Annotated in this window: 19 protein-coding genes and 3 pseudogenes; 14 read left to right on the top strand and 8 right to left on the bottom strand. The window is 52.1% G+C overall.

What is annotated here, in order from left to right; genetic code table 11:
* Positions 1-116: 116 nt before the first annotated feature.
* Positions 117-357: pseudogene (locus tag XI25_RS32405) on the bottom strand (DUF3892 domain-containing protein).
* Between the two features lie 82 nt (positions 358-439).
* Complete coding sequence (locus tag XI25_RS22635) at positions 440-1,177, bottom strand: MBL fold metallo-hydrolase (RefSeq protein ID WP_046680335.1); 738 nt, start codon at positions 1,175-1,177, stop codon at positions 440-442.
* A 195-nt stretch (positions 1,178-1,372) separates the two neighbouring features.
* Here XI25_RS22635 and XI25_RS22630 point away from each other — a divergent pair, with 195 nt between their 5' ends.
* Both XI25_RS22630 and XI25_RS22625 read left to right on the top strand, forming a co-directional pair.
* Positions 1,373-1,930 (top strand): copper amine oxidase, encoded by a 558-nt coding sequence (locus XI25_RS22630; RefSeq protein ID WP_046680456.1) that lies wholly within the window; start codon positions 1,373-1,375, stop codon positions 1,928-1,930.
* An 89-nt stretch (positions 1,931-2,019) separates the two neighbouring features.
* Positions 2,020-2,337 carry a DUF1292 domain-containing protein gene (locus tag XI25_RS22625; RefSeq protein ID WP_046680334.1) on the top strand — a complete coding sequence of 106 codons (318 nt, stop codon included), beginning with the start codon at positions 2,020-2,022 and terminating at the stop codon, positions 2,335-2,337.
* A gap of 58 nt (positions 2,338-2,395) precedes the next feature.
* Here the strand turns inward: XI25_RS22625 and XI25_RS22620 are convergent, their stop codons facing one another.
* Positions 2,396-3,871: an aminotransferase class I/II-fold pyridoxal phosphate-dependent enzyme gene (locus XI25_RS22620; protein ID WP_046680333.1), complete on the bottom strand. Its 1,476-nt coding sequence runs from the start codon at positions 3,869-3,871 to the stop codon at positions 2,396-2,398.
* Positions 3,872-4,148: 277 nt separating this feature from the next.
* Here XI25_RS22620 and XI25_RS22615 point away from each other — a divergent pair, with 277 nt between their 5' ends.
* A complete protein-coding gene (locus XI25_RS22615; RefSeq protein WP_235440078.1) occupies positions 4,149-5,354 on the top strand; it encodes an MFS transporter in 1,206 nt (401 codons plus the stop codon).
* Between the two features lie 185 nt (positions 5,355-5,539).
* Here the strand turns inward: XI25_RS22615 and XI25_RS22605 are convergent, their stop codons facing one another.
* Positions 5,540-6,163, bottom strand: a complete 624-nt coding sequence (locus XI25_RS22605; RefSeq protein ID WP_046680331.1) for a DUF1054 domain-containing protein — start codon at positions 6,161-6,163, stop codon at positions 5,540-5,542.
* Positions 6,164-6,434: 271 nt separating this feature from the next.
* Between XI25_RS22605 and XI25_RS22600 the strand changes: the two genes are divergently transcribed.
* Together XI25_RS22600 and gndA are read left to right on the top strand one after the other, a co-directional pair.
* The gene (locus XI25_RS22600) at positions 6,435-7,031 is read left to right on the top strand and encodes a hypothetical protein (RefSeq protein WP_046680330.1); all 597 of its coding nucleotides are present in this window, start codon (positions 6,435-6,437) and stop codon (positions 7,029-7,031) included.
* A gap of 200 nt (positions 7,032-7,231) precedes the next feature.
* Positions 7,232-8,642, top strand: a pseudogene (gene gndA / locus XI25_RS22595) (NADP-dependent phosphogluconate dehydrogenase).
* 96 nt (positions 8,643-8,738) lie between these two features.
* Here the strand turns inward: gndA and XI25_RS22590 are convergent.
* Positions 8,739-8,933 carry a hypothetical protein gene (locus tag XI25_RS22590; RefSeq protein WP_052759715.1) on the bottom strand — a complete coding sequence of 65 codons (195 nt, stop codon included), beginning with the start codon at positions 8,931-8,933 and terminating at the stop codon, positions 8,739-8,741.
* A 244-nt stretch (positions 8,934-9,177) separates the two neighbouring features.
* Here XI25_RS22590 and XI25_RS22585 point away from each other — a divergent pair, with 244 nt between their 5' ends.
* Positions 9,178-9,693 carry a shikimate kinase gene (locus XI25_RS22585; RefSeq protein WP_046680329.1) on the top strand — a complete coding sequence of 172 codons (516 nt, stop codon included), beginning with the start codon at positions 9,178-9,180 and terminating at the stop codon, positions 9,691-9,693.
* Between the two features lie 91 nt (positions 9,694-9,784).
* Here XI25_RS22585 and XI25_RS22580 read toward each other — a convergent pair whose 3' ends face one another.
* On the bottom strand, positions 9,785-10,096 hold the full coding sequence (locus XI25_RS22580) for a rhodanese-like domain-containing protein (RefSeq protein WP_046680328.1): 312 nt from the start codon (positions 10,094-10,096) through the stop codon (positions 9,785-9,787).
* 167 nt (positions 10,097-10,263) lie between these two features.
* Here XI25_RS22580 and aroA point away from each other — a divergent pair, with 167 nt between their 5' ends.
* The 4 genes and pseudogenes from aroA (at position 10,264) to ptsP (ending at position 15,801) form a co-directional block, all read left to right on the top strand.
* Positions 10,264-11,556, top strand: a complete 1,293-nt coding sequence (aroA, locus tag XI25_RS22575) for a 3-phosphoshikimate 1-carboxyvinyltransferase (protein ID WP_046680327.1) — start codon at positions 10,264-10,266, stop codon at positions 11,554-11,556.
* 53 nt (positions 11,557-11,609) lie between these two features.
* On the top strand, positions 11,610-12,032 hold the full coding sequence (locus XI25_RS22570) for a CoA-binding protein (RefSeq protein WP_046680326.1): 423 nt from the start codon (positions 11,610-11,612) through the stop codon (positions 12,030-12,032).
* Between the two features lie 123 nt (positions 12,033-12,155).
* A pseudogene (locus tag XI25_RS22565) lies at positions 12,156-14,041 on the top strand (glucose PTS transporter subunit IIA).
* Entirely contained in the window at positions 14,038-15,801 is a 1,764-nt protein-coding gene (gene ptsP, locus XI25_RS22560; protein WP_046680325.1) for a phosphoenolpyruvate--protein phosphotransferase, read from the top strand. The pseudogene XI25_RS22565 and the gene ptsP overlap by 4 nt, the downstream one beginning before the upstream one ends.
* 121 nt (positions 15,802-15,922) lie before the next feature.
* On the opposite strand, the gene XI25_RS22555 is transcribed toward ptsP, so the two are convergent.
* Positions 15,923-16,447, bottom strand: a complete 525-nt coding sequence (locus XI25_RS22555) for a type 1 glutamine amidotransferase domain-containing protein (protein ID WP_046680324.1) — start codon at positions 16,445-16,447, stop codon at positions 15,923-15,925.
* A gap of 395 nt (positions 16,448-16,842) precedes the next feature.
* Between XI25_RS22555 and XI25_RS22550 the strand changes: the two genes are divergently transcribed.
* The 4 genes from XI25_RS22550 to XI25_RS22535 all read left to right on the top strand — a co-directional run bounded on the left by XI25_RS22550 (position 16,843) and on the right by XI25_RS22535 (position 19,578).
* Positions 16,843-17,166, top strand: coding sequence for a hypothetical protein (locus tag XI25_RS22550; RefSeq protein ID WP_235440073.1), 324 nt, complete (start codon positions 16,843-16,845; stop codon positions 17,164-17,166).
* Between the two features lie 94 nt (positions 17,167-17,260).
* Positions 17,261-17,608 (top strand): bacillithiol system redox-active protein YtxJ, encoded by a 348-nt coding sequence (gene ytxJ, locus XI25_RS22545; protein ID WP_046680322.1) that lies wholly within the window; start codon positions 17,261-17,263, stop codon positions 17,606-17,608.
* Positions 17,609-17,707: 99 nt separating this feature from the next.
* Positions 17,708-18,718: a catabolite control protein A gene (ccpA, locus tag XI25_RS22540; RefSeq protein ID WP_046680321.1), complete on the top strand. Its 1,011-nt coding sequence runs from the start codon at positions 17,708-17,710 to the stop codon at positions 18,716-18,718.
* Between the two features lie 158 nt (positions 18,719-18,876).
* Positions 18,877-19,578, top strand: a complete 702-nt coding sequence (locus tag XI25_RS22535; protein WP_046680320.1) for a 5'-methylthioadenosine/adenosylhomocysteine nucleosidase — start codon at positions 18,877-18,879, stop codon at positions 19,576-19,578.
* Positions 19,579-19,747: 169 nt separating this feature from the next.
* Here XI25_RS22535 and XI25_RS22530 read toward each other — a convergent pair whose 3' ends face one another.
* Positions 19,748-20,380: a GNAT family N-acetyltransferase gene (locus tag XI25_RS22530; protein ID WP_046680319.1), complete on the bottom strand. Its 633-nt coding sequence runs from the start codon at positions 20,378-20,380 to the stop codon at positions 19,748-19,750.
* Positions 20,381-20,547: the final 167 nt, after the last annotated feature.

Raw genomic sequence — 20,547 nt, 5'->3', positions numbered from 1 at the left:
ACGGTTTTTTTCTTGTACGTTTGCCAGGAATCAAAGGAATTCAGCCGGTTGTAGCCGAGATATGTATAGGTTCAGGAAAGCAAAAAGCCGGCCTTTCGGACCGGCACAGAGATATATTAAAATCCCGGCAGATTATCCAGGTTATTGCTCGGGTCGCCGTCGGCATTGGAACGCAGATGAAGCTCGTCGTCCCGTCCGCGGAACACGTTCAGGTTCCTGATTTCTTTGTTTTGAACCATTTGCTGAGCGGTTTTGTAATCTACGACCTGTCCGTTGTCCAGCTTAAGCTGAACGATATCACCGTCGCCATTTTTTTCGTACGGCTACAACTTCGGCTTGTTGTCCATCGTTATTCATAATTATCGCCTCCCGTTGTTAGTATCCCCTTAGCCCGAAGGATTCTATTCGCGGATCTAACGGGAGGCTTCAAACCGAGCTTCTAGAGTTCATAGATCCGGTGCTGTTCCAGGAAACGCATAGGTCCCGTTCGCCCCTCGAAGCTGCTCATATTGTCGCCGTAATGCATCAGGTAGATCCGTTTTTGGATATCTTCCGGCAGGCTTAGAAGCTCATCGAGCGTGGTATGCACCTGGCCGGGGCCCTCCAGCTGGCATTCGTGAAGAATGACCTCGCAGCCGCGCTCTTGAACAAGCTTGAGAAGCAGCGCGGGATCGAAGGTCATGTCCGCACTGAAAAAAACACGTTCATTCAAATAAAGCGAATAGCTGTCTTTTCCGGGAATGTGTCTGGTTTGGATCAGCTCTGCGCGTATTCCGGGGGATATGTCCGCCGCTTCTCCCGGAGTAAGAGGAAATACTTTGAAGACGTCGTCAAGAGAGGTGATGGAACCTTCCTGATAAAGTCCGCCTTTCAGCGTGTTTTCCCAAAGCGTCGTGACGAGGGAATCGGCTATGTATAACGGAATTTTGCGCTTGTACTGCATTTTCATTTTGAAGGCCAGCTCTTCCAGTCCTCCGACATGATCGGCATGGGTGTGCGTGACAAGAACGGCATCCACGTATTCGAAGGAACGGCCGAGACGGTGAAGCGCCATCGGCGCGGTCACCCCGCAGTCCACGAGCAGCGTAAAATCCTCGTCGAAAACGAGGGCGTTGTTGTTGAAGTAAGATTTGGCGAAAGCGCCGCCAGTACCGAGCATTTGCAGTTTTAACGTCAATGAACTCAACCTCCAGCACCAATAAAATTTGTAGTAAAAAGCAGCTTTCCTTTCCATTCTAGCGAATTTATGCCAAACAACCAACGAAAATAAATAAAACGCGAAAAATTATCAAAAGCGCGCAACTTTTATTTTTTCATTTGTAGTATACACATATAACAACCAGAAACTAAACGGAGGGGTGCATTAATGAAGGTGAACTGGAAAAAGGTTATGGCGGCAACGCTCGTTATTTCTTTAATGGGTGGGGGAACCATGCTGTTTGCCGACTCTTTTTATGAACAAGTAAAAGTGCTGATGAACGGGAAGGAGCTGAAGGACGGGGGCTACCTGATCGACAACAAAATATATGTCCCGGTCCGGGACATGAACGGCGCCGTACAATGGGATAAGAAAAGCGGAAAAGTCCAGGTAATCAAGCCGAACGTGCATATTTTCCTGTTCAAGGGGGATACTGCATTCGGGAACGTCAACCGGGGGAAGTTGAAGTTTAACGTTTTCAGCCAGGTGGATACTTTATACGATAACGTGCATGCGGTAAAAGTAGCCATCGAAGATCCTTCGGGTAATGTTAAAGATATACAGTCCCAGAATATCGACAATCAGAACAAGGATAACTTCTGGTTCCGCACCAATGATTTCACTTATGACTTCGACAGGGTCGGCAAGTATTCGGTAGGGTTTTACATCAAGTATTCGGCAGACTCGGGATACGAAAAAGTGGCGGAAAAAGTAATTACGGTTTTGAATTAGGTAGAAGCTCTCTGGTAAAATTGACCTGATCATTCTTCCATGGTACCATACGGAAGTATGATAATTTAACCGAAGTGAGGTTTTTTTCAATGAGCGATCACACACATGGTCATGGAGATGCCTGTGGCTGCGGTCATGATCATGACCACGATCACGAACATGAAGAGTTTGTGCTGACATTGACGGACGAACAGGGCAAAGAAGTGGAAATGGTTCTCGTGGAGACGTTTGATGTCGGCGAAAAACTATATGCCCTTCTTATCGAGCGTAATAACCCGGAAGCTGACGGCGTTATTCTGCGTATGGAAGAAGAGAACGAGGAAATGGTTCTTTATAATATCGAGGACGAAGATGAGTGGAATGCGGTGGAAGAGGCTTATAACGAGCTGGTAGCCGCCCAAGAGTAGGTTTTTGTCCCAACACGAAACCCCAGTGCGGATGCACTGGGGTTTTTATAAGAATATCTTAGAAAATCGGATCCGCTTCGACGATAACCTTGACGTTCCGGATGTACCGATCCTCGGGGCCTTTGACGGGAAGCCCGACGTCCACATGATCGGTGATGTAATCGATGTTGTCCTGCGAAATGACCTCGCCCGGAAGAAGGATCGGAATACCCGGCGGGTAGACGTAAATAAATTCCGCGATGATCCGGCCTGCGGATTCCTTAAACGGAATCACTTCCGTATCTCCGTAAAAAGCATCCCTTGGGATGAGGGAAAGCTGAGGAATCTCAGGAATTTTCACGACCAGCTCGTTGATCTCGTTCTTGTTGTGATGTTTTTTGGACAGCTCGCGCAGGGCGGTCAGCAAAGTTTCAACCGTATCCAGGGTGTCGCCCGGCGTGATCAAGCACAAAATATTGTACATATCGCTGAGCTCGACCTCAATGTTATAATGCTCCCGGAGCCAATTCTCCGTTTCGTATCCGGTAATACCGAGATGGCGCACATGGATGGTCACTTTGGTCGGATCCAAACTGTAGGTTGCCTCGCCGCCAAGGATTTCATCGCCAAAACAGTACAAGCCGTCAATCTCGTTGATGGAGCGGCGGGCGTACTGCGCCATTTCGATTGCTCTCGCTGCCATCTCGCGTCCTTTAAGGGCCAGATTGCGGCGGGACGTGTCGAGGGAAGCAAGCAGAATATACGAGGTTGACGTCGTCGTCAACATGCTGATGATCGTCTGAACCCGGAACGGATTGATATACCCGTTCTTGGTATTCAGGTTGAGAACGGAGCTTTGCGTCATGGAGCCTCCAAGCTTGTGTACACTCGTAGCCGCCATATCGGCACCGGCTTCCATCGCGGACATCGGCAGGTCTTCATGGAAGTGAATGAGAACGCCGTGTGCCTCATCGACCAGCACAGGCACATGATAGCTGTGCGCCAGATCCACGATTTCCTTCAGGTTGGCGCTTACGCCAAAATAGGTCGGATTTATGACAAGTACCGCTTTGGCGTCCGGATGGCGCTTTAGCGCTTTACGCACGGAGCTGATGGTAATGCCGTGGTCAATGCCGACGTTGCCGTCCTGGGCCGGCGATACGAAAACCGGTTTGGCCCCGGTAAAAATGATGGCGGACAAAACGGATTTGTGTACGTTGCGCGGAACGATAATTTTGTCGCCGGGAGAGCATACGGACATAATCATCGTCATGATGGCGCCGCTGGTCCCCTGAACGCTGAAGAAGGTGTAATCCGCCCCGAAGGCGTCTGCCGCAAGCTTCTGGGCTTCTTCGATCACCCCGGTCGGCTGGTGAAGGTCATCCAGCGGAGCGATGTTGATCAAATCTATGGAGAGGGCGTTATCCCCTATAAATTCCCGGAATTCGGTATCGGTACCGAGACCTTTCTTATGGCCGGGAATGTGAAACTGCACCGGGTTTTTGGCCGCGTGTTCTTTCAGTGCGGTGAAGAGCGGTGTACGGCTATGGTCCATGGACCCTGTCACAACCTTTCTGTAGGTGAAATTGTTTATGATTGTCGATTTGTGTTTCATATAAACAAAATTGAGTATAGCAAAATAGGGGGGGAATGCAAGCAAAGGTTATGAGGGCATTTCTTCCCGAGAACAGGCAAGACTATAGAGAGTGCTGTATCAGTATGAACGATAGGATGTGGAAATATGTCTCAAATCGTCTCAACCTCAGAAAAACGCAGGCTGCTGTCTCCATTTTTCTTTGAACTGCTTGTAATTCTTTTTTTTGGTGGAATTTGTGAAGGGTTCATTGCTCGTGGCCATTCTTCCGGTTTACATGAAAAATATTCTGGGCGTGTCGGGGACGGTCATCGGAGTGGCCTTTGCGCTTCAATATCTGGGAGACAACCTGTTCCGGAGCCCGGCCGGTTGGATTTCGGAGCGGCTTGGCTTTCGCGGCACGATGTCCATTGCGCTCGCCATGGTGGTCATCTCGCTGCTGATCATTTCATTTACGGACGGGCCGATCTGGCTGTCGCTGGCTTGCCTGATCCTGGGGACCGGAACGGCACCTCTATGGCCTTGCGCGATGACCGGGGCAACGGAAATATCGGGACCTAACAACAGCAACGGAACCGCAATGGGAGCGCTGGAAACGGCTGCGCTTGCCGGTACTGGCATAGGTCCCATTACGATGAACTTTATCATGGAACACACCTCGAAAAACTACCAGACGGCTTTTTTGATCTTGATCGGGGCGGGCATTATTTTAGTCATCACGGCGCTGCTCCTTCCGGGCAGGAAGAAGATTCCTGTCAAGCCGGGGGCGTCTTCCCATCCGGCAGTCAAAGGAAAAGGGCTGAAGCAGACCTTGACGAAGCTTCGCAAGAGCGTCAAGGCCACGCTTCGCGAGATAAAAACGACGCTGAACGTAAGCTGGCTCGTGTATCCCGCGCTTTTCCTGCAGTCGTCCGTCATCGGCCTTCTCAGCCCGGTTCTGACGCTGTATGTGGCCAATGACTTGGGCTTGTCCCCAAACCAATACAGTTTGCTCCTCGTTATCGGCGGGGGGATTACCGTATTGGCGCTCATACCGGCGGGCAGGCTGATCGACCGCTTCGGGACCAGGCGCTTCCTGAACATCGGCTTTCTGTTATGCGCGGTAACGTTGGGCATTTTCACCATGTTCAAGTCGCTTCCTGCCGTCTTTGTGCTGGTCTGCGTGGTAGGGATCGCGTATGCCATGATCCTGCCTGGCTGGAATACGTTTGTCGCCAGCTTAGTCCCCAAAGGGGAGAGAGGGACCGTATGGGGATTCTTTCTGACGCTGCAGGGCTCGGGAATGGTGTTCGGCCCCGTAATCTCAGGGTGGCTCTGGGACCGGGTCGGCCACGGCGCCCCTTTCGTGGCGAGCGGAATCGTGATGTGTGCCATGTTTTTCATCCATTTGTTCCTGTCCCGCCGCCATGGGGCTCCTGCTCAACCGAGCCGGGCAAAGGCTTGATTTTTCGGACGGAGCAGCCAAAACAGCCAGACCCATTCATTGCGGGTTTGGCTGTTCTTGCGGAGCGCCTGTCTCGCTATATGAAAAAGGATGCAGGAACCCGATTCGAGAGCATCGGTCCGGCATCCTTTTTTCAATTCCTCGGGTTTCTCAATCACTCGTATCAAAGGGGTCCGGAAATCCGGTCAAAACGCCATCCGGTACAGCGGCAAAAGTGTTTCAAACGTTTCCTGAACCGTCCGGATCAGCTCTCCCCCGTCCATCGTCGAGGCTTTCTCCCGCGGAATGCTCAGCCCGCACATAACTTCGGCTTTTTTCACCTGTTTCAGCTTGGTGATGAGGGCGGAGAAGCTTTCCTTATCCATGTCGGCATGAGAGATGCCATTCGGATTCATATGGTCGGTCGACCAGTAATAGTCTTTGGGCAGCTTGGACCGAACCGAGGACAGCTTTTTCTCCAGTTTGCCGGCGAATATGCTTTTATTCGGGCTTTCGTAAATGATCGCAAATATGATGAACAGATGCGATTCAAACATTCCCACCTCAAAATGGGGAAGGGCTTTGTAGCCTCTTTTGTTCGCCGCCCAGGCGACCCAGGTATCGATCGGCGGGTTGACCTTGCGGCGGGCGTGCTTGGCCACGTGTACGAACATCTCCTCGCCGCATATGGCGGAGACGTATGGAGCGAGCTCGGCTCCGAGAGCCTCCAGCTTCGGGCGCACCCGTTCGATCAGCGCGCCCATGCGGGCTTCCAGGCCGGGTACGGCAAACACATCGAAATCTTCAGCGGCAAATCCGGTGAAACCCATATATCAACAGCCTTTCTTATTCGTATATTCATAACGTGCGCTTCTTGGACGAATATTCTTACCCTTATCGAACAACGACGCTGAAGGGGACGGTTATCTTGAACCGCAAGGTTTGGGCCCTTTTGGCATGGGGTAAAAATAGTCAATAAACCAAGTTACCGTTACATAAGATGAAGTATAAGATATAGATAAGACAACGTCAAAGCAAGCGACGGGGAATCGTCTTAGCCAAAGAAGCGGATAGGAGCAGGAGTACCAAGGAGGGAGTGCCGTGAATAAGAGCGAGGAAGTGGAGTATTGCAATCTGGAGCTCCGGTTTGACCGCCGGCATATCCAGGACCTGATCAAGGAATTGATCCAGGAAGGGTATTCGCTTTACTGGAGTGAGAACGACGTGCAGTTCGTCATTTCGATCCGGACCGGGCGAAAGCTTGTCAAGCTGCGGTTCCAGCGTACCGGGAGCGGCTTTAAGCTGGTCGGGGATTACATGATACGGGATCCGAAACTTGCGGTTTGGATGGAGAAGCTGATTGAGAACACCCGCGGCCACGCCGTTGTCAAGAGGTTTAAGGATCGGCAAATCCTGATTGAAAATATTTTGTTCGGCGAGGTCATTCGTCTGGTCGAGATTTCGGGGTACCGGCAGCGCGTGCTGTACCAGAAAGGAAACCCCATGACCGAACAGGAAATGGTCCGGCTGCTTGAATCGAAAGAAGGCGAGCGCCGCCTGCTGCTCTGCAGGCTGGAAACAGACGATGAGCTGGAGAAGCTGTACGAGGCCATGCAAGCGGGGGACGAGAAGGCCGCTGCGGAGAGCAAGAAGAGGCTGCAGGAGCTTTCGCTCGAATTGTTCCGCCTTGAATGGTAATGCGAATGCTGCACAAACTAAATAAAGCACGATGAACACCTCCGGAACGTCAGGGGTGTTTTCGCGCGGCCGGTTTTCGGCGGGAGGGGTTCACTTCTCCGCGGAAAAACGTTAATATAAGTGTATTGTAAAACATTCCGAAATGGTGACATCAGGGATGGATTACCTACAAATAAATGGAGCAAAGGATGGAGAACCAGATGGCAAAACAACAGATTGGTGTGATTGGCCTTGCTGTAATGGGTAAAAATTTGGCTCTTAACATCGAGAGCAAAGGCTTCACCGTTTCCGTATATAACCGCTCCCCGCAAAAAAACGGAGGACCTGCTGAAGGAAGCGGAAGGCAAAAACTTGACGGGAACATTTTCGATCGAGGAGTTCGTGGAGTCGCTTGAGACCCCTCGCAGAATCCTGATCATGGTTCAGGCCGGACAAGCTACCGACGCTACAATCGAGCAGTTGCTGCCTCACCTGGATCAAGGCGACATCATTATCGACGGGGGCAACGCTTATTTCCCGGATACCGTACGCCGCAACAAAGATCTTGAAGCCAAAGGCTTCCGCTATATCGGAGCCGGGGTTTCGGGCGGCGAAGAAGGCGCGCTCAAAGGGCCTTCCATCATGCCGGGCGGACAAAAGAGCGCCTACGAACTGGTTGAACCGATCCTGACCGCCATTTCCGCCAAAGTGAACGGGGAGCCTTGCTGTACATATATCGGACCGGACGGTGCCGGACACTATGTGAAAATGGTCCACAACGGCATCGAATACGGTGACATGCAGCTGATCTGCGAAGCCTACCAGCTCCTGAAGGACGTTCTTGGCATGGATGCCAAAGAACTTCATGAAATCTTCACGGAATGGAATCAAGGCGAGCTGGACAGCTACCTGATCGAAATTACCGCCGATATCTTCTCTAAATACGACGAGGAAACCGGCAAGCCTATGGTAGACCTCATCCTTGACACGGCGGGCCAAAAAGGAACAGGCAAATGGACAAGCCAAAGCTCGCTGGATCTCGGCGTTCCGTTGTCCATGATCACCGAATCGGTATTTTCCCGCTTCCTGTCCGCTATGAAGGAAGAGCGCGTGGAAGCCAGCAAAATCCTGAACGGACCGAAAACCGAAGGCTTCAGCGGAGACAAAGCGGAATTCGTGGAAAATGTCCGCAAAGCGCTGTTCGCTTCCAAAATCGTATCCTATGCCCAAGGCTTCGCGCAGCTTCGCGTAGCTTCCGACGAATACAACTGGGATCTGAAATACGGCGAGCTGGCCAAAATCTGGCGCGGCGGCTGCATCATCCGTTCCCGCTTCCTGCAAAACATTACCGATGCTTACAGCAACAATCCGGAGCTGAAAAATCTGCTGCTGGATCCGTTCTTTAAGGAGATCATCGAAAATTATCAGGATGCATGGCGCAAAGTCGTTTCTTCCGCCGTATCCCTGGGCATTCCGGTACCGGGCTTTTCCAGCGCGCTGGCATATTATGACAGCTACCGCACGGCGAACCTGCCCGCGAACTTGCTTCAGGCGCAGCGCGACTATTTCGGCGCCCATACGTTTAAACGCGTGGACAAAGAGGGCGTATTCCACTTTAACTGGATGGACTAATCCTTTAGTCCGTTCAGCAGATCGGCCAGGCAGGCGCGAATGCCGTCATTGTCGATATGGACGTGTGTCTTGCTGCCGAGGAGCAGCATAGCGGCCTCACTGTACCTGGCGAAGGTTTGCAATAATCGTGGCTTTGAGAGATCCAGCAGCGCCGGGTCTTTCGAGGCCACTTTTTTTTTGCACGTAATGCAGCACCCAGATGATGTCCTCCCTGCAGAGCGGACGCGAAGAATCCAGAATTAGGCTGATCCGCTTTGGCGGTTCAGTTCGGGTCTGTTGTTCGTCAGACATGGTTTCGATATCACTCCTACGACATAATCGTTAATCACCGGGCAATATTATTTATATGACAAGCCGGCTAAAGATAGACTTCGAGAATATAAAAATATGAAAACGGACGATGGAAGGCCGTATAAAGCCCGGTTGCCGGATTGTCCAATCTTTTGGCCCTGTGGTATGATATGAAAAAGTTTAGTAGGATGTTCAAAAAAAGTCGCTATTTTCAATAGGCTAAAACCACAAATGGGGTGAGAATATGGATCAGCGTGACCGCAATATCATCCTGATCGGGATGATGGGAACCGGAAAGAGCACCGCCGGCCATTTGATCGCGCAACAGCTGGGCTATACGCTTTTGGACCTGGACCGTGAAATCGAGAAGGCGGTCGGCAAGTCCATACCGGCGATGTTTGAGAGCGAGGGCGAGGCCTTTTTTCGAAATGCCGAATCCGCAGTCCTGGACAGAGTTCTCGGACGGCGGCGCCTGGTCATTGCGACCGGCGGAGGAGCCGTGCTCCGGAAAGAAAATTGCGAGCTGATGAGTCAAAAAGGTTGGGTTGCCGCGTTGACGGCGGACGAGACCTCCATTATCGACCGGGTCCGCGGCGACTCGGGGCGCCCGCTTTTGGCCGGAGATAATCTGGAGGAAAGAGTGCGGCAGCTCATGGAGGAGCGAAGGGACTGTTACCGGTTTGCGCATGTCACCGTGGATACGACAGGGCGGTCCGCCCATGAAGTGGCTCTTGAGGTTTTAGCGCATTACCGCGGTTAAGCCGGCCGAGGTCCTGTGTACGAGTACAAAAAAAGGGACGGGAAGAAGCTCTCCCGGTCCTTATGATGAATTCAACCTGCAGCTGGCCGGTTCACTCTTCCTCCCCGGCATACCACTCCAGCATGCCGCCCTGCATGTTTACGACGTTGCCGAGACCCTGCCGGCTTAAAAATTCGCATACCCGCTGGCTGCGCCCGCCGCTTCGGCATATGAAGATAACCTCGGTATCCCGGGGGATTTCGTCGAGTCTGGCGGGGATATCGCCCATGGGAATATGCTTGGCGCCGTAAATCATGCCCTGGGCCACCTCATCGTCTTCGCGGACATCGATCATGTAAATGTTCTCTCCGCTTTGAAGCCGGCTTTTCAATTCGGAAGGATCAATTTGCGGAATATCTTTCATAAAGCGACCTCTTTTCTGTAAGTTTTATCGTTCCCGTAGCCTTGTCCTTAATGATACCTAAGCGTAGATTTACCTGTCAATTTCCATTTATGGCGAAGCCAGTCCTATTACGGGTTCAACCTTTTGAAGAAAAAAAATCGATATGTTTGAAGGAGAGATTACATACAATGGACGTTATTGTCAGACCGACACCGGTATTAAAGGGCGAAATCGGAGCGTTGTCCTCGAAAAATTACACGACCCGTTATTTGCTTGCGGCCGCTCTTGCCGAAGGGGAAAGCACGATTTACTACCCTGCCCACAGCGAGGACAGCGACGCCATGAGACGCTGCATCCAGGATCTTGGCGCCACTTTGACGGAGGACGACGAAAAAGCGGTCATCACCGGATTCGGAAAAACCCCCCGCAGCGTCAAAGAATTGAACGTCGGCAACGCGGGGGCCGTGCTCCGGTTCCTGATGGGAATCGCTTCGTTGTCCGAAGAGGTTGCGTTTGTGAATACTTATCCGGATTCCCTCGGCAAGCGCCCGCATGACGACCTGATCGACGCCCTCGGCCAGCTTGGGGTCCAGGTGGAGCACAGCAACGGGCGTCTTCCGATTACGATCCGCGGCGGCCGGCCAAAAGGCGGAAGCATTACCGTTTCGGGCTCCGTCAGCTCCCAGTACTTGAGCGCGCTGCTGTTCCTGACGCCGTTGCTCGAGGAGGACAGCGAGATCACCGTTACCGGAGATCTGAAATCGAAGGTCGTGATCGGGCAGACGCTGGAGGTGCTGGAGCAGGCGGGAATCGTCGTTTATGCCGATGAGGAATACATGTTTTTCCGCGTACCCGGAAGGCAGAGCTATCAGGCGAAGACGTACACCGTGCAGGGGGACTATCCGGGATCGGCTGCGGTATTGGCCGCTGCCGCGGTAACGCGTTCGGACGTGACCATCCGGAATTTGTCCGAGGACAGCAAGCAAGGAGAACGCGCGATCGTTGACGTTCTGAGAATGATGCAGGTTCCGCTTGTCCACGAGAACGGCAACGTGCGGGTTCAGGGCAACGGAACGCTGAAAGCGCTGGAGTTTGACGGGGACACGGCGACGGACGCGGTTCTGGCCATGGTGGCCGCCGCGGTGTTCGCCGAAGGAACCTCCCGTTTCTATAATGTAGAGAACCTACGTTACAAGGAATGCGACCGGATTACCGATTATTTGGCCGAGTTGCGCAAAGCCGGTGCGAGGGTGGAAGAGCGTCAGGCCGAAATCATCGTGCACGGCCGTCCCGAAGGCGTTGAAGGCGGCGTGGAAATCAATGCCCACTACGACCATCGCGTCATCATGGCGCTCACGGTTGTCGGGCTGCGTGCCGGTAAACCGCTTCGGATCAAGGATGCCCACCATGTGGCCAAATCGTACCCTCAATATTTTGACCACCTGAAGGCGCTTGGGGCCGACGTGGAATGGGTAAACTAGGGGAAACAGAACTTAGCTCCTTCAACAGGGAGCGGAAAGGCAGGGGAAATGCAATGGCTTTTGAAAATCCAACGCGAGAGCAAATTGCCGACATTTTAAGGAATGCCGGAAACATCGCGGTCGTCGGCTTGTCGGAGAAAACGGACCGGACTTCCTACATGGTGGCCCAAGCCATGCAAAAACGGGGTTACCGGATCATTCCGGTGAATCCGAACGCGGACGAAATTTTAGGCGAGAAGTGCTACCCTTCCCTGAAAAGCATCCCGGAGCCGGTCGGGATCGTCAACGTGTTTCGGCGCAGCGAATACTGTGCCGACGTGGCACGGGAAGCGGCTGAGATCGGTGCCAAAGTGCTATGGCTGCAGCAGGGCATCATAAGCGAAGAAGCGGCTTCCATTGCGGAGCGGCATGGGATGACGGCGATTATGGACCGCTGCATCAAGGTGGAAGATTCCATCGCTTTGGGAGGCAAATAGCTCTCTACGGGAAAAGAAACGAACAGGCCTGAGTAAAGGGCCTGTTTGTTTTCTTTTCCGGCCTTTTCTTTTTGACAAAAAGCGGCTCAGCGCGTACCATCTAGAATAGAAAGGAGGCTCGCCTTGAATTGGTTGGGATCTTTACAGCAATTGGGCAGAGCGGTCATGCTCCCTACGATGGCGCTTCCTGCGGCAGCTCTCCTGCTCAGCGTCGGAAGTTTGCCTTGGGCGGCATGGGGGATGGAGTCCCTTGGCGAGGTTGCAAAGGCTGCCGGCCACGGTGTTTTTTTATTATATGCCCTATCTGTTCGCGATCGGCGTGGCCTGGGGATTGTCCAATCAGGGAGGTCCCGCGGGATTGGCCGCGCTGGCCGGCATGTTCATCTATGATCAGGTTACGGGTGCGATCGGGAACGGAAGCGTCCATCCCTCGACTTTGATCGGGATCGTATTCGGAATCATTTCCAGCATGGTCTACAATCGTTTTAAACATATAAAGCTGCCCGAAGCGATACAATTTTTTGGAGGGTCCCGATTTGTCCTTCTCATCATGGGGTTGTTCTCGGCCCTGTTTGCCTGGGGAATGACGGGGATTGCGCCCGTTCTTCAGGACGGCCTTGAATCTTTTTATGTCTTGACCGTACATATGGGCGGGTTCGGCCTGTTTTTATACGGCATTCTGTACCGCGTTCTGACGGCCTTCGGGCTTCATCATCTTCTGAACAACGTATACTGGTTCCAGCTCGGAACTTATGAAACGGCGGACGGCGTCACCGTTCAGGGCGACCTGCCGCGTTTTTTTTGCGGGAGACCCGACGGCAGGGGATTTCATGGCGGGCCTGTTCCCGATCATGATGTTTGCTCTCCCGGCCATTGCCTTCGCCATTATCCAGGAGGCCCGGGAGGACCTGAAGCCGAAGGTCCGGAAGACCTTTATGCGCTCCGCGCTGGTATGCTTCCTGACCGGAGTCTCCGAGCAGATTGAGTTCGCCTTTTTGTTCGCATCGCCTTATTTGTATGTGCTTCATGCCCTAATGGCCGGTTTTGCCATGGTGCTGACCTACACCTTTAACATACATCACGGTTTTTCTTACTCAGCAGGATTTATCGATTACGTGATCAATTTCCACTTGTCCCAGAACGCGTGGATGCTCATTCCGATCGGACTCGCTTACGGCCTGGTCTATTATTTTCTGTTCAGGTGGGCGATCCGAAGGTTCGGCATTCCGACCCCGGGCCGGGAAGAAGGCTCCGCGCTGGAAGGCTGGGCCGGGAATATTCCTTACCAGGCTCCGCTTATACTTGAGGCGCTGGGGGGCAAGGAAAACATCGTTCAAGTAGAGTCCTGCATGACGCGGCTTCGCTTGACGGTCCATAATGACCGCCAGATCGATACGAATGCGCTTAAGCTGCTGGGCTCCGCCGGCATTATCAAGCTTGGCGGGGGAAATGTGCAGGTTGTGTTCGGTACTTATTCCGAGCTGATCCGCGAGGAAATCAACAAGCTGATGCAGCGGGATCTGCCGCGGGTATTGTTCAGCGCTCCGGTCCAGGGTCGAATGCTTCCGATCGAGGAAGTCCCTGACGATATTTTCGCGGCGAAGCTTGTCGGCAGCGGGGTGGCTTTTATTCCGGAAAAGGGAGAACTGGTCTCTCCCGTTTACGGAACGGTCATGCACGTGTATCCGACCATGCACGCCATCGGCATTTCCACGCCGGAAGGCCTTGAAGTGCTGATCCACATCGGCATAGATACTTCGCAGCTGAAGGGGCCGTTTACGGCCGTCGTCAGCGAAGGCGACGCGGTGGAGCCGGGTCAGCTTCTTGTCAAATTCGATCTTGGCTATCTGAAGACGCATGCGGCATCGCTGGCGACGCCGATGGTCATTACGAATCCGGATAAAGTAAGGTCCTGGAGCTTCGCTCCGTTTAAAACCGTTAAAAAAGGACAGTCATCGGTGATGTCGGTTGTTTTAAATGAAAGTAACGCTGGGGGTAGAGAATCATGATAAAAGGCATTGGCGCAGCAGCGGGCGTTGCGCTCGGAAAAGCGTTCGTGCTTCCGCATTGGGAGCTTGATCTGCCGGATTCCGAAATCGACGCCGTAGATTTGGCCAAAGAGTTCGAGCGCCTTTATGAAGGCATCCGAACCTCCAAAGATGAAATCGAATATATCAAGAACGAGTTCAAAGAAATGGTGGGAGACGAGGAGTCCCATATTTTTGACGCGCATCTCGCCATTTTGGAGGACCCTGTGTTCATGAATGAAATCCAGGGGCTGATCGAACGTCAGTACAAGGCCGCCGAGGTTGCGGTAAAGGAAGCCATTGATCATTTCGTCTCGATGTTCGACCTCCTGGACGATGAATACATGAAAGAGCGGGCGATGGACATCAAGGATGTCGGAAACCGCCTCCTGAAGCATTTGCTAGGGGCTCCGGAGGTCACTTTGCCTTCGGATACGCAGCCGTATATCCTCGTGGCCAAGGAGCTCTCTCCGTCACAGCTTGCCCACCTTAATCCTTCGCACGTCCTGGGGATCGTCACGATGTCGGGCGGCAAGACGTCCCATTCGGCCATTATGGCCCGGGCGATCGGCATTCCGCTGGTATCCGGCATTGAAAGCGGGTTGGAGAAGCCTATCCAGACAGGAGAGTTCCTGGTTGTTGACGGTGACGAGGGCTACCTCTACATTAACCCTGATCAGGTAGTGATTGACCGGTATACGGGCATCCGGAGTCAGCAACTGAAGAAAAAGGAGCAGCTCCAGCTGCTTTCTTCCGTGGAAGCCGTGACGAAGGACGGCACGTATTTCCGGCTCGCGGCCAACATAAACTCCTTGAAAGAGTTGGATACGGCCTTGCGGAACGGCGCGGAGGGCGTCGGCCTGTTCCGTACGGAGTTTCTCTATATGGATCGGAATACGTTTCCGACGGAAAACGAGCAGTTTGAAGTATACCGGCAGGTTGCGGAGAAGGCGGGGGATTCATCCGTCGTCATTCGTACGCTGGATATCGGCGGTGACAAGCAGTTGGACTATTTCGCTTTGCCGGAAGAGGAAAATCCGGTGCTCGGATTCCGTGCAATCCGAATAAGCCTGGACCGCAAGGAGTTGTTCCAGACGCAGCTGACGGCCATCCTGCGGGCCAGTTGCCATGGAAAAGTGAAAATTATGTACCCCATGATTTCGTCCGTTGACGAAGTAAGGCAGGCCAATGAAGTGTTAAAGCTCGCTATGGCCGATCTTGACCAAAGAGGGCTTTCCTATGATCCCGACATTCAGGTGGGGGCCATGATCGAAGTCCCGGCGGCTGTCATGATTGCCGATTTGCTGGCCGAGGAATGCGACTTTTTCAGCATTGGGACCAACGACCTTGTCCAGTATGTGCTGGCAGTTGACCGCATGAACGAACAGATTGCCCATATGTACCATCCGTTCCATCCTGCCGTGCTCCGCATGCTTCGGACTACGGTGGAAGCTGCCAAGCAGGCCGGTATTCCGGTCAGTGTTTGCGGAGAGCTTGCCGGGGATGAGCGTGCCATTCCGCTGTGGCTGAAGCTGGGGGTAGAAGATTTGAGCATGTCGCCGCTGTCCTTGCTGAACGTGAAGCACCGTATATTGAATACGGATGCAAAAGAGGCCGAGCGGGAGGCGGAGGCCTGTTTCAAGCTCCGCAGCAGTGCCATGGTCGAAGAGCGGCTTACTCTTTTTGCGGAGAGAAACAGCTCCATGTCCAAAAACGGCAATCCCGGAAGCTCGGCTTCATAACCCGACTGCAAGCGCCAGGGATTTTGTTTACGTTGTTCGCTGAATCGCCAATTATTTTTTTGAGGGACAAGCCGCCCCTTCGGAAATATTTCCGAAAGGACGGCTTGTCTGCATTTGTATGTTAACGCTCGGCCAGTGCGTCGCAGAATGCTTTTCCGTAAGGAGGGAGATCCGGAGGGCGCCTTGCCGAAATGATATGTCCATCGGTGACGACCGCCTCATCCTTCCACACAGCCCCGGCGTTCTCCATGTCGTCCCGGATTCCGGGCGTGGAGGTGACGGTAACCCCGTTTAAAATTTTGGCGGATATAAGCACCCATCCGGCATGGCAAATTTGGCCGATCGGTTTTTTGTCGGCATCCATTTCGCGTACCAGCCGCAGTACTTTATCGTAACGCCGAAGCTTGTCCGGCGCCCATCCGCCCGGCACGAGAATGCCGTCATAATCTTTGCTGTCCAGCTCCTCAAAAGAGTATTCGGCCTTGGCGGGAACGCCGTATTTGCCGATGTAAGTTTTTCCTTTTTCGAATCCGGCCAGATGAACCTCGGCGCCTTCTTCCCGGACGCGATAGACGGGATAACACAATTCCAAATCCTCGAACTCTTCGTCAACGAGAGCTATTACTTTTTTACCTGCAAGCCGCATAGGTACAAAGCTCCTTTCATGATAGGGATCACGGTCCTTGCTGGAACGATTCCTTCGGGATCCGCAGCATACTTTCACCTTATTGTAACAAATAGCCTGTAAATTTTCATGTTTCCCGCTCCGAAAAAACTAATAAATACATAACTGGCAAAAAAAAGCATTATCACAAATTTGCAGGAATCTTTGATATGATAGTCGAATAGTACCATTCATATAAATAGACTCATTGGTACCAGACATCATGTGATAGGATTAGAGGTGGACCATTTTTGTTTAGGAAGTGCAATTGCGGACTGTACATGGAAATGGAACTAAGAAGGCTGGTATACGCTCGGAAGGCATGCATTTGCCATGTCCCCGTTTATACTTGTCGGGTTTGCTCGACATATGAACTTATGCCTCTTGTAAAACCCGATCTCATTGCGTTTATAAAATCTCTTGGCGAGGTTAATACCGGAGTTCAAGTTTCGTTTGCCGACATCAATGAACCTGCTTCCGTGCTGCGGGAGGTGCTGTCGACGCCCCACGGATCTCTGCAGGAATTCCAGCAGCGCTGCGAGGGCGCTTTTGAAGACCGGATTAATATGCTGTTGGACCTTTACCGATTTGCCAAGTCCCAGAACGATCCGGCATGGGTGGCGGATATCGAAAACCGTCTGGAGAAGGTGATCGCTTTTTCAAAGTTGAAAAAGGAGATTTTGGACATTTGCGCGAGATAATTGCCGTATTTTGTCGAGTTTGTTGGATTTTTCACGAACATTTTGTTAGGATATAGGATAGGAACTTCAATTCTATGAAGGGAATGTATATCCGATGGCGACTATGACGAAAATGACTACAAGCGAACAATTGCGTACCGCCCTGGAATCAACGGACCGAAAAGCACTGCTTATTTTCAAGCACAGCACACGCTGCCCCATCAGCTCCGGGGCTTACGAGCAAGTGACGTCTTATTTGAATAATCAGCCGAATGAACAGGTGGATTACGCATTAATTGACGTGATTGAACACCGACCGGTTTCCAATGAAGCCGCGGAAGCTTTAGGAGTCAAGCATGAATCGCCGCAAGTTATTCTTGTAAGACAAGGAGAGCAGGTTTGGCATACATCCCATTCCCAAATTACGGCTGAAACGCTGAGGGGCAAATTGAACGGCCTGTAGGGCCTTCGTGATTGCACAAAGCATTAATTTGTCGTATCATAAATTTAATTGGCTTTTGAACGTATGATTGAAAATTTATTGGCAATGGAGAGAAGGAATTTGACGGTAACCATTTACGATGTGGCGCGTGAAGCAGGCGTATCGATGGCCACGGTATCGCGGGTAGTTAACAACAACCCCAACGTGAAGCCTCAGACCCGAAAAAAAGTTTATGAAGCGATAGAGCGTTTGGGATATCGTCCGAATGCGGTGGCCAGAGGTCTGGCCAGCAAGAAGACGACAACAGTCGGCGTTGTCATCCCTGACATTTCAAACTCCATTTTCGCTGAAATTGCCCGGGGGATTGAAGATATCGCCAACATGTACCACTACAATATCATTTTGTGTAATGCCGACAAGCGGAAGGAAAAGGAAATTCGTGTCATCAATACCCTGCTCGAGAAGCAGGTGGACGGGCTGCTGTTTATGGGCGGAACCGTGACGGACGAGCATATTCAGGCATTTCAGACTTCTGCCGTGCCGATCGTCTTGTGCGCAACCCGCGACGAGAAAGGCTCGTATCCTTCGGTCGACATCGATCATGAACAGGCTGCATTTGATGCGGTTAACACCCTGATTCGGCATGGCCACCGCGAGATCGCAATGATCAGCGGCACGCTGCAGGATCCGGCTAACGGTTATGCGCGTTTCCAGGGTTACAAGAAGGCGCTTGAGGCTGCCGGCATCGAATACCAGGAAGATCTTGTGCGCATAGGCAACTACCGCTATGAATCCGGAGTGGAAGCCATGAAGTACTTCCTTGGCCTCAAGAAGAAGCCGACGGCTATTTTTGCCGCAACGGATGAAATGGCTATTGGAGCGATCCACAGCATTCAGGATGAAGGCTATAAGGTTCCGGACGACTTCTCGATTATCAGCGTGGACAATATCCGTATGGCGTCCATGGTTCGTCCTCAGTTGACCACCGTGGCCCAGCCGATGTACGACCTGGGGGCGGTCGCGATGCGTCTGCTCACCAAGCTGATGAAGAAGGAAAATGTGGACAACCCTCGCGTCATTTTGCCGCATGAGACGATTCTTCGTCTTTCCGTAAGCCATGTGAACGAGTAGCCGTTTGCGATGAACCGATGAAGCGGGGAATCGCGACACCATATTTACTGAAAAAGCTCCTTTATGGGGCTTTTTTTTCTGGCTTATCCGTAGATTTAACAATGTGGGCAGGTATTATGGAGCAGCGGTATCTGCAACCAAGGAGGGAAATTCGCATCATGACAACTACTGTAATCGGTCTGATTGGAGCGATGGACGAAGAGATTGAACTGCTTTTGGCTCAGATGGAGCATGGGGAAAAAGTAATAAAAGCCGGCATAACGTACGTGAAAGGCACCTGGCAGGGAAAAGATGTCGTCGTATGCAAATCGGGGGTAGGCAAAGTAAATGCAGCCGTGACGACCCAAATCCTGATTGATCATTTTGGCGTTTCCAAAGTGGTGTTTACCGGGGTTGCGGGGGCGCTGGATCCCGGACTGGATATCGGGGATATCGTGATCTCCTCGTCCTGCATGCAGCATGATATGGATGTCTCGCCACTTGGTTATGAACGCGGGGTGATTCCATACCAGAGCGTTTCCGATTTTCCGGCGGATGCGCAGTTGATCCGGCTGGCCCAGGAGGCCTGTAAGGCGCTTGGAGACGGGAACTACCTTATCGGGAAGGTGTTGTCGGGGGATCAGTTCATTGCCAGCAGAGAGACGGTACAGACGCTGTATGAGCATCTACACGGAGCCTGTGCGGAAATGGAAGGCTCGGCGGTGGCCCAGACGTGCCATATGAATGGGGTGCCTTACGTGGTTATACGTTCCATGTCGGACAAAGCCGATGGCTCGGCTCATGTCAATTTTGCCGAGTTCACGGTCAAAGCTTCCCACCGTTCCCATCGTATCGTCAGCCGCATGTTGGACCTGCTATAAACGTTTTTTTTCATATTGGATTTCTAAAGAATCCCCGTTCCGGCTTCCAATGAAGCATGGGAAACGGGGATTCTTTTTTAAATTAAAGAATTTATAAATTTCACGAAAACGGATTCATTCTTTACCCCGAAGAAACTGCGTTTAGCCGCATGTTGGACTTTGGCTCGGTTCAATACATAAAGCGCTGCTGGAAACGGATGCGGTCAAACTGTTCCTGCGAGGATAAAGGGACCTTCTTGCCGATCCGTACCATCAGGCAGTTCGCGGGATGGGAGCAAATTTCCGGATCATCGGTCGCGTACCACTCCATATCGACGACTTTCATAAGCCGTTCCATCATTTTTCGGTAATCCCATACGTTTAATCCGCTTCCTTTGAGATCCCAATGCCAGTAATATTCGGTCGTAAACACGATATACGCTTCCATCTGCCCGTCTTCAAAAGCGGTTTTGATCATTCGCTGGCCAAGCCCCAGGGAACGGTAATCGTCAGCCACTTCAATGGCTCCAAGCTCAATCAAATCCTCCATATTTCCTTGGGACCAGCGTTCTTGCTCGTCTGGATAGTGAAAGGTGACATAACCGACAATGGTTTCGCCGTCCCGGGTCACGATAATCCTTCCTTCAGGCAGTCCTGTGATTTCCACCAGCGCCTCGTGCTGCTCCGCCGGACGGCGGAATGCGTTCAAATCAGGGTGCATCGACAGCTCGGCGAGCCGTTCCGGCGGAACGGGGCCCTCAACAATCAGGCGGCGGTCTTCCGGAAACAAAAGGTGAGACTTGTACAGCTTGAAGTGCTCCATCAGGTACGCTCCTTTCAAGTACATACCCTACTTATAGCAAAAAAAATAAAAAAAATGAAAAGCAATGACAGGAAAACGCCAATTATGATATAATCACTTCGACATAAAACCTTCACAATTATACTTATTGACTTCCGAGATTCCTTGGGAATCATCAGGTCAGTGCA

Source organism: Paenibacillus sp. DMB20 (genome assembly GCF_000987955.1).
Taxonomy (GTDB): Bacteria; Bacillota; Bacilli; order Paenibacillales; family Paenibacillaceae; genus Paenibacillus_AQ.
Note: the sequence above shows the minus strand (reverse complement) of the source record. Positions and strands in the feature narration are given on the sequence as shown.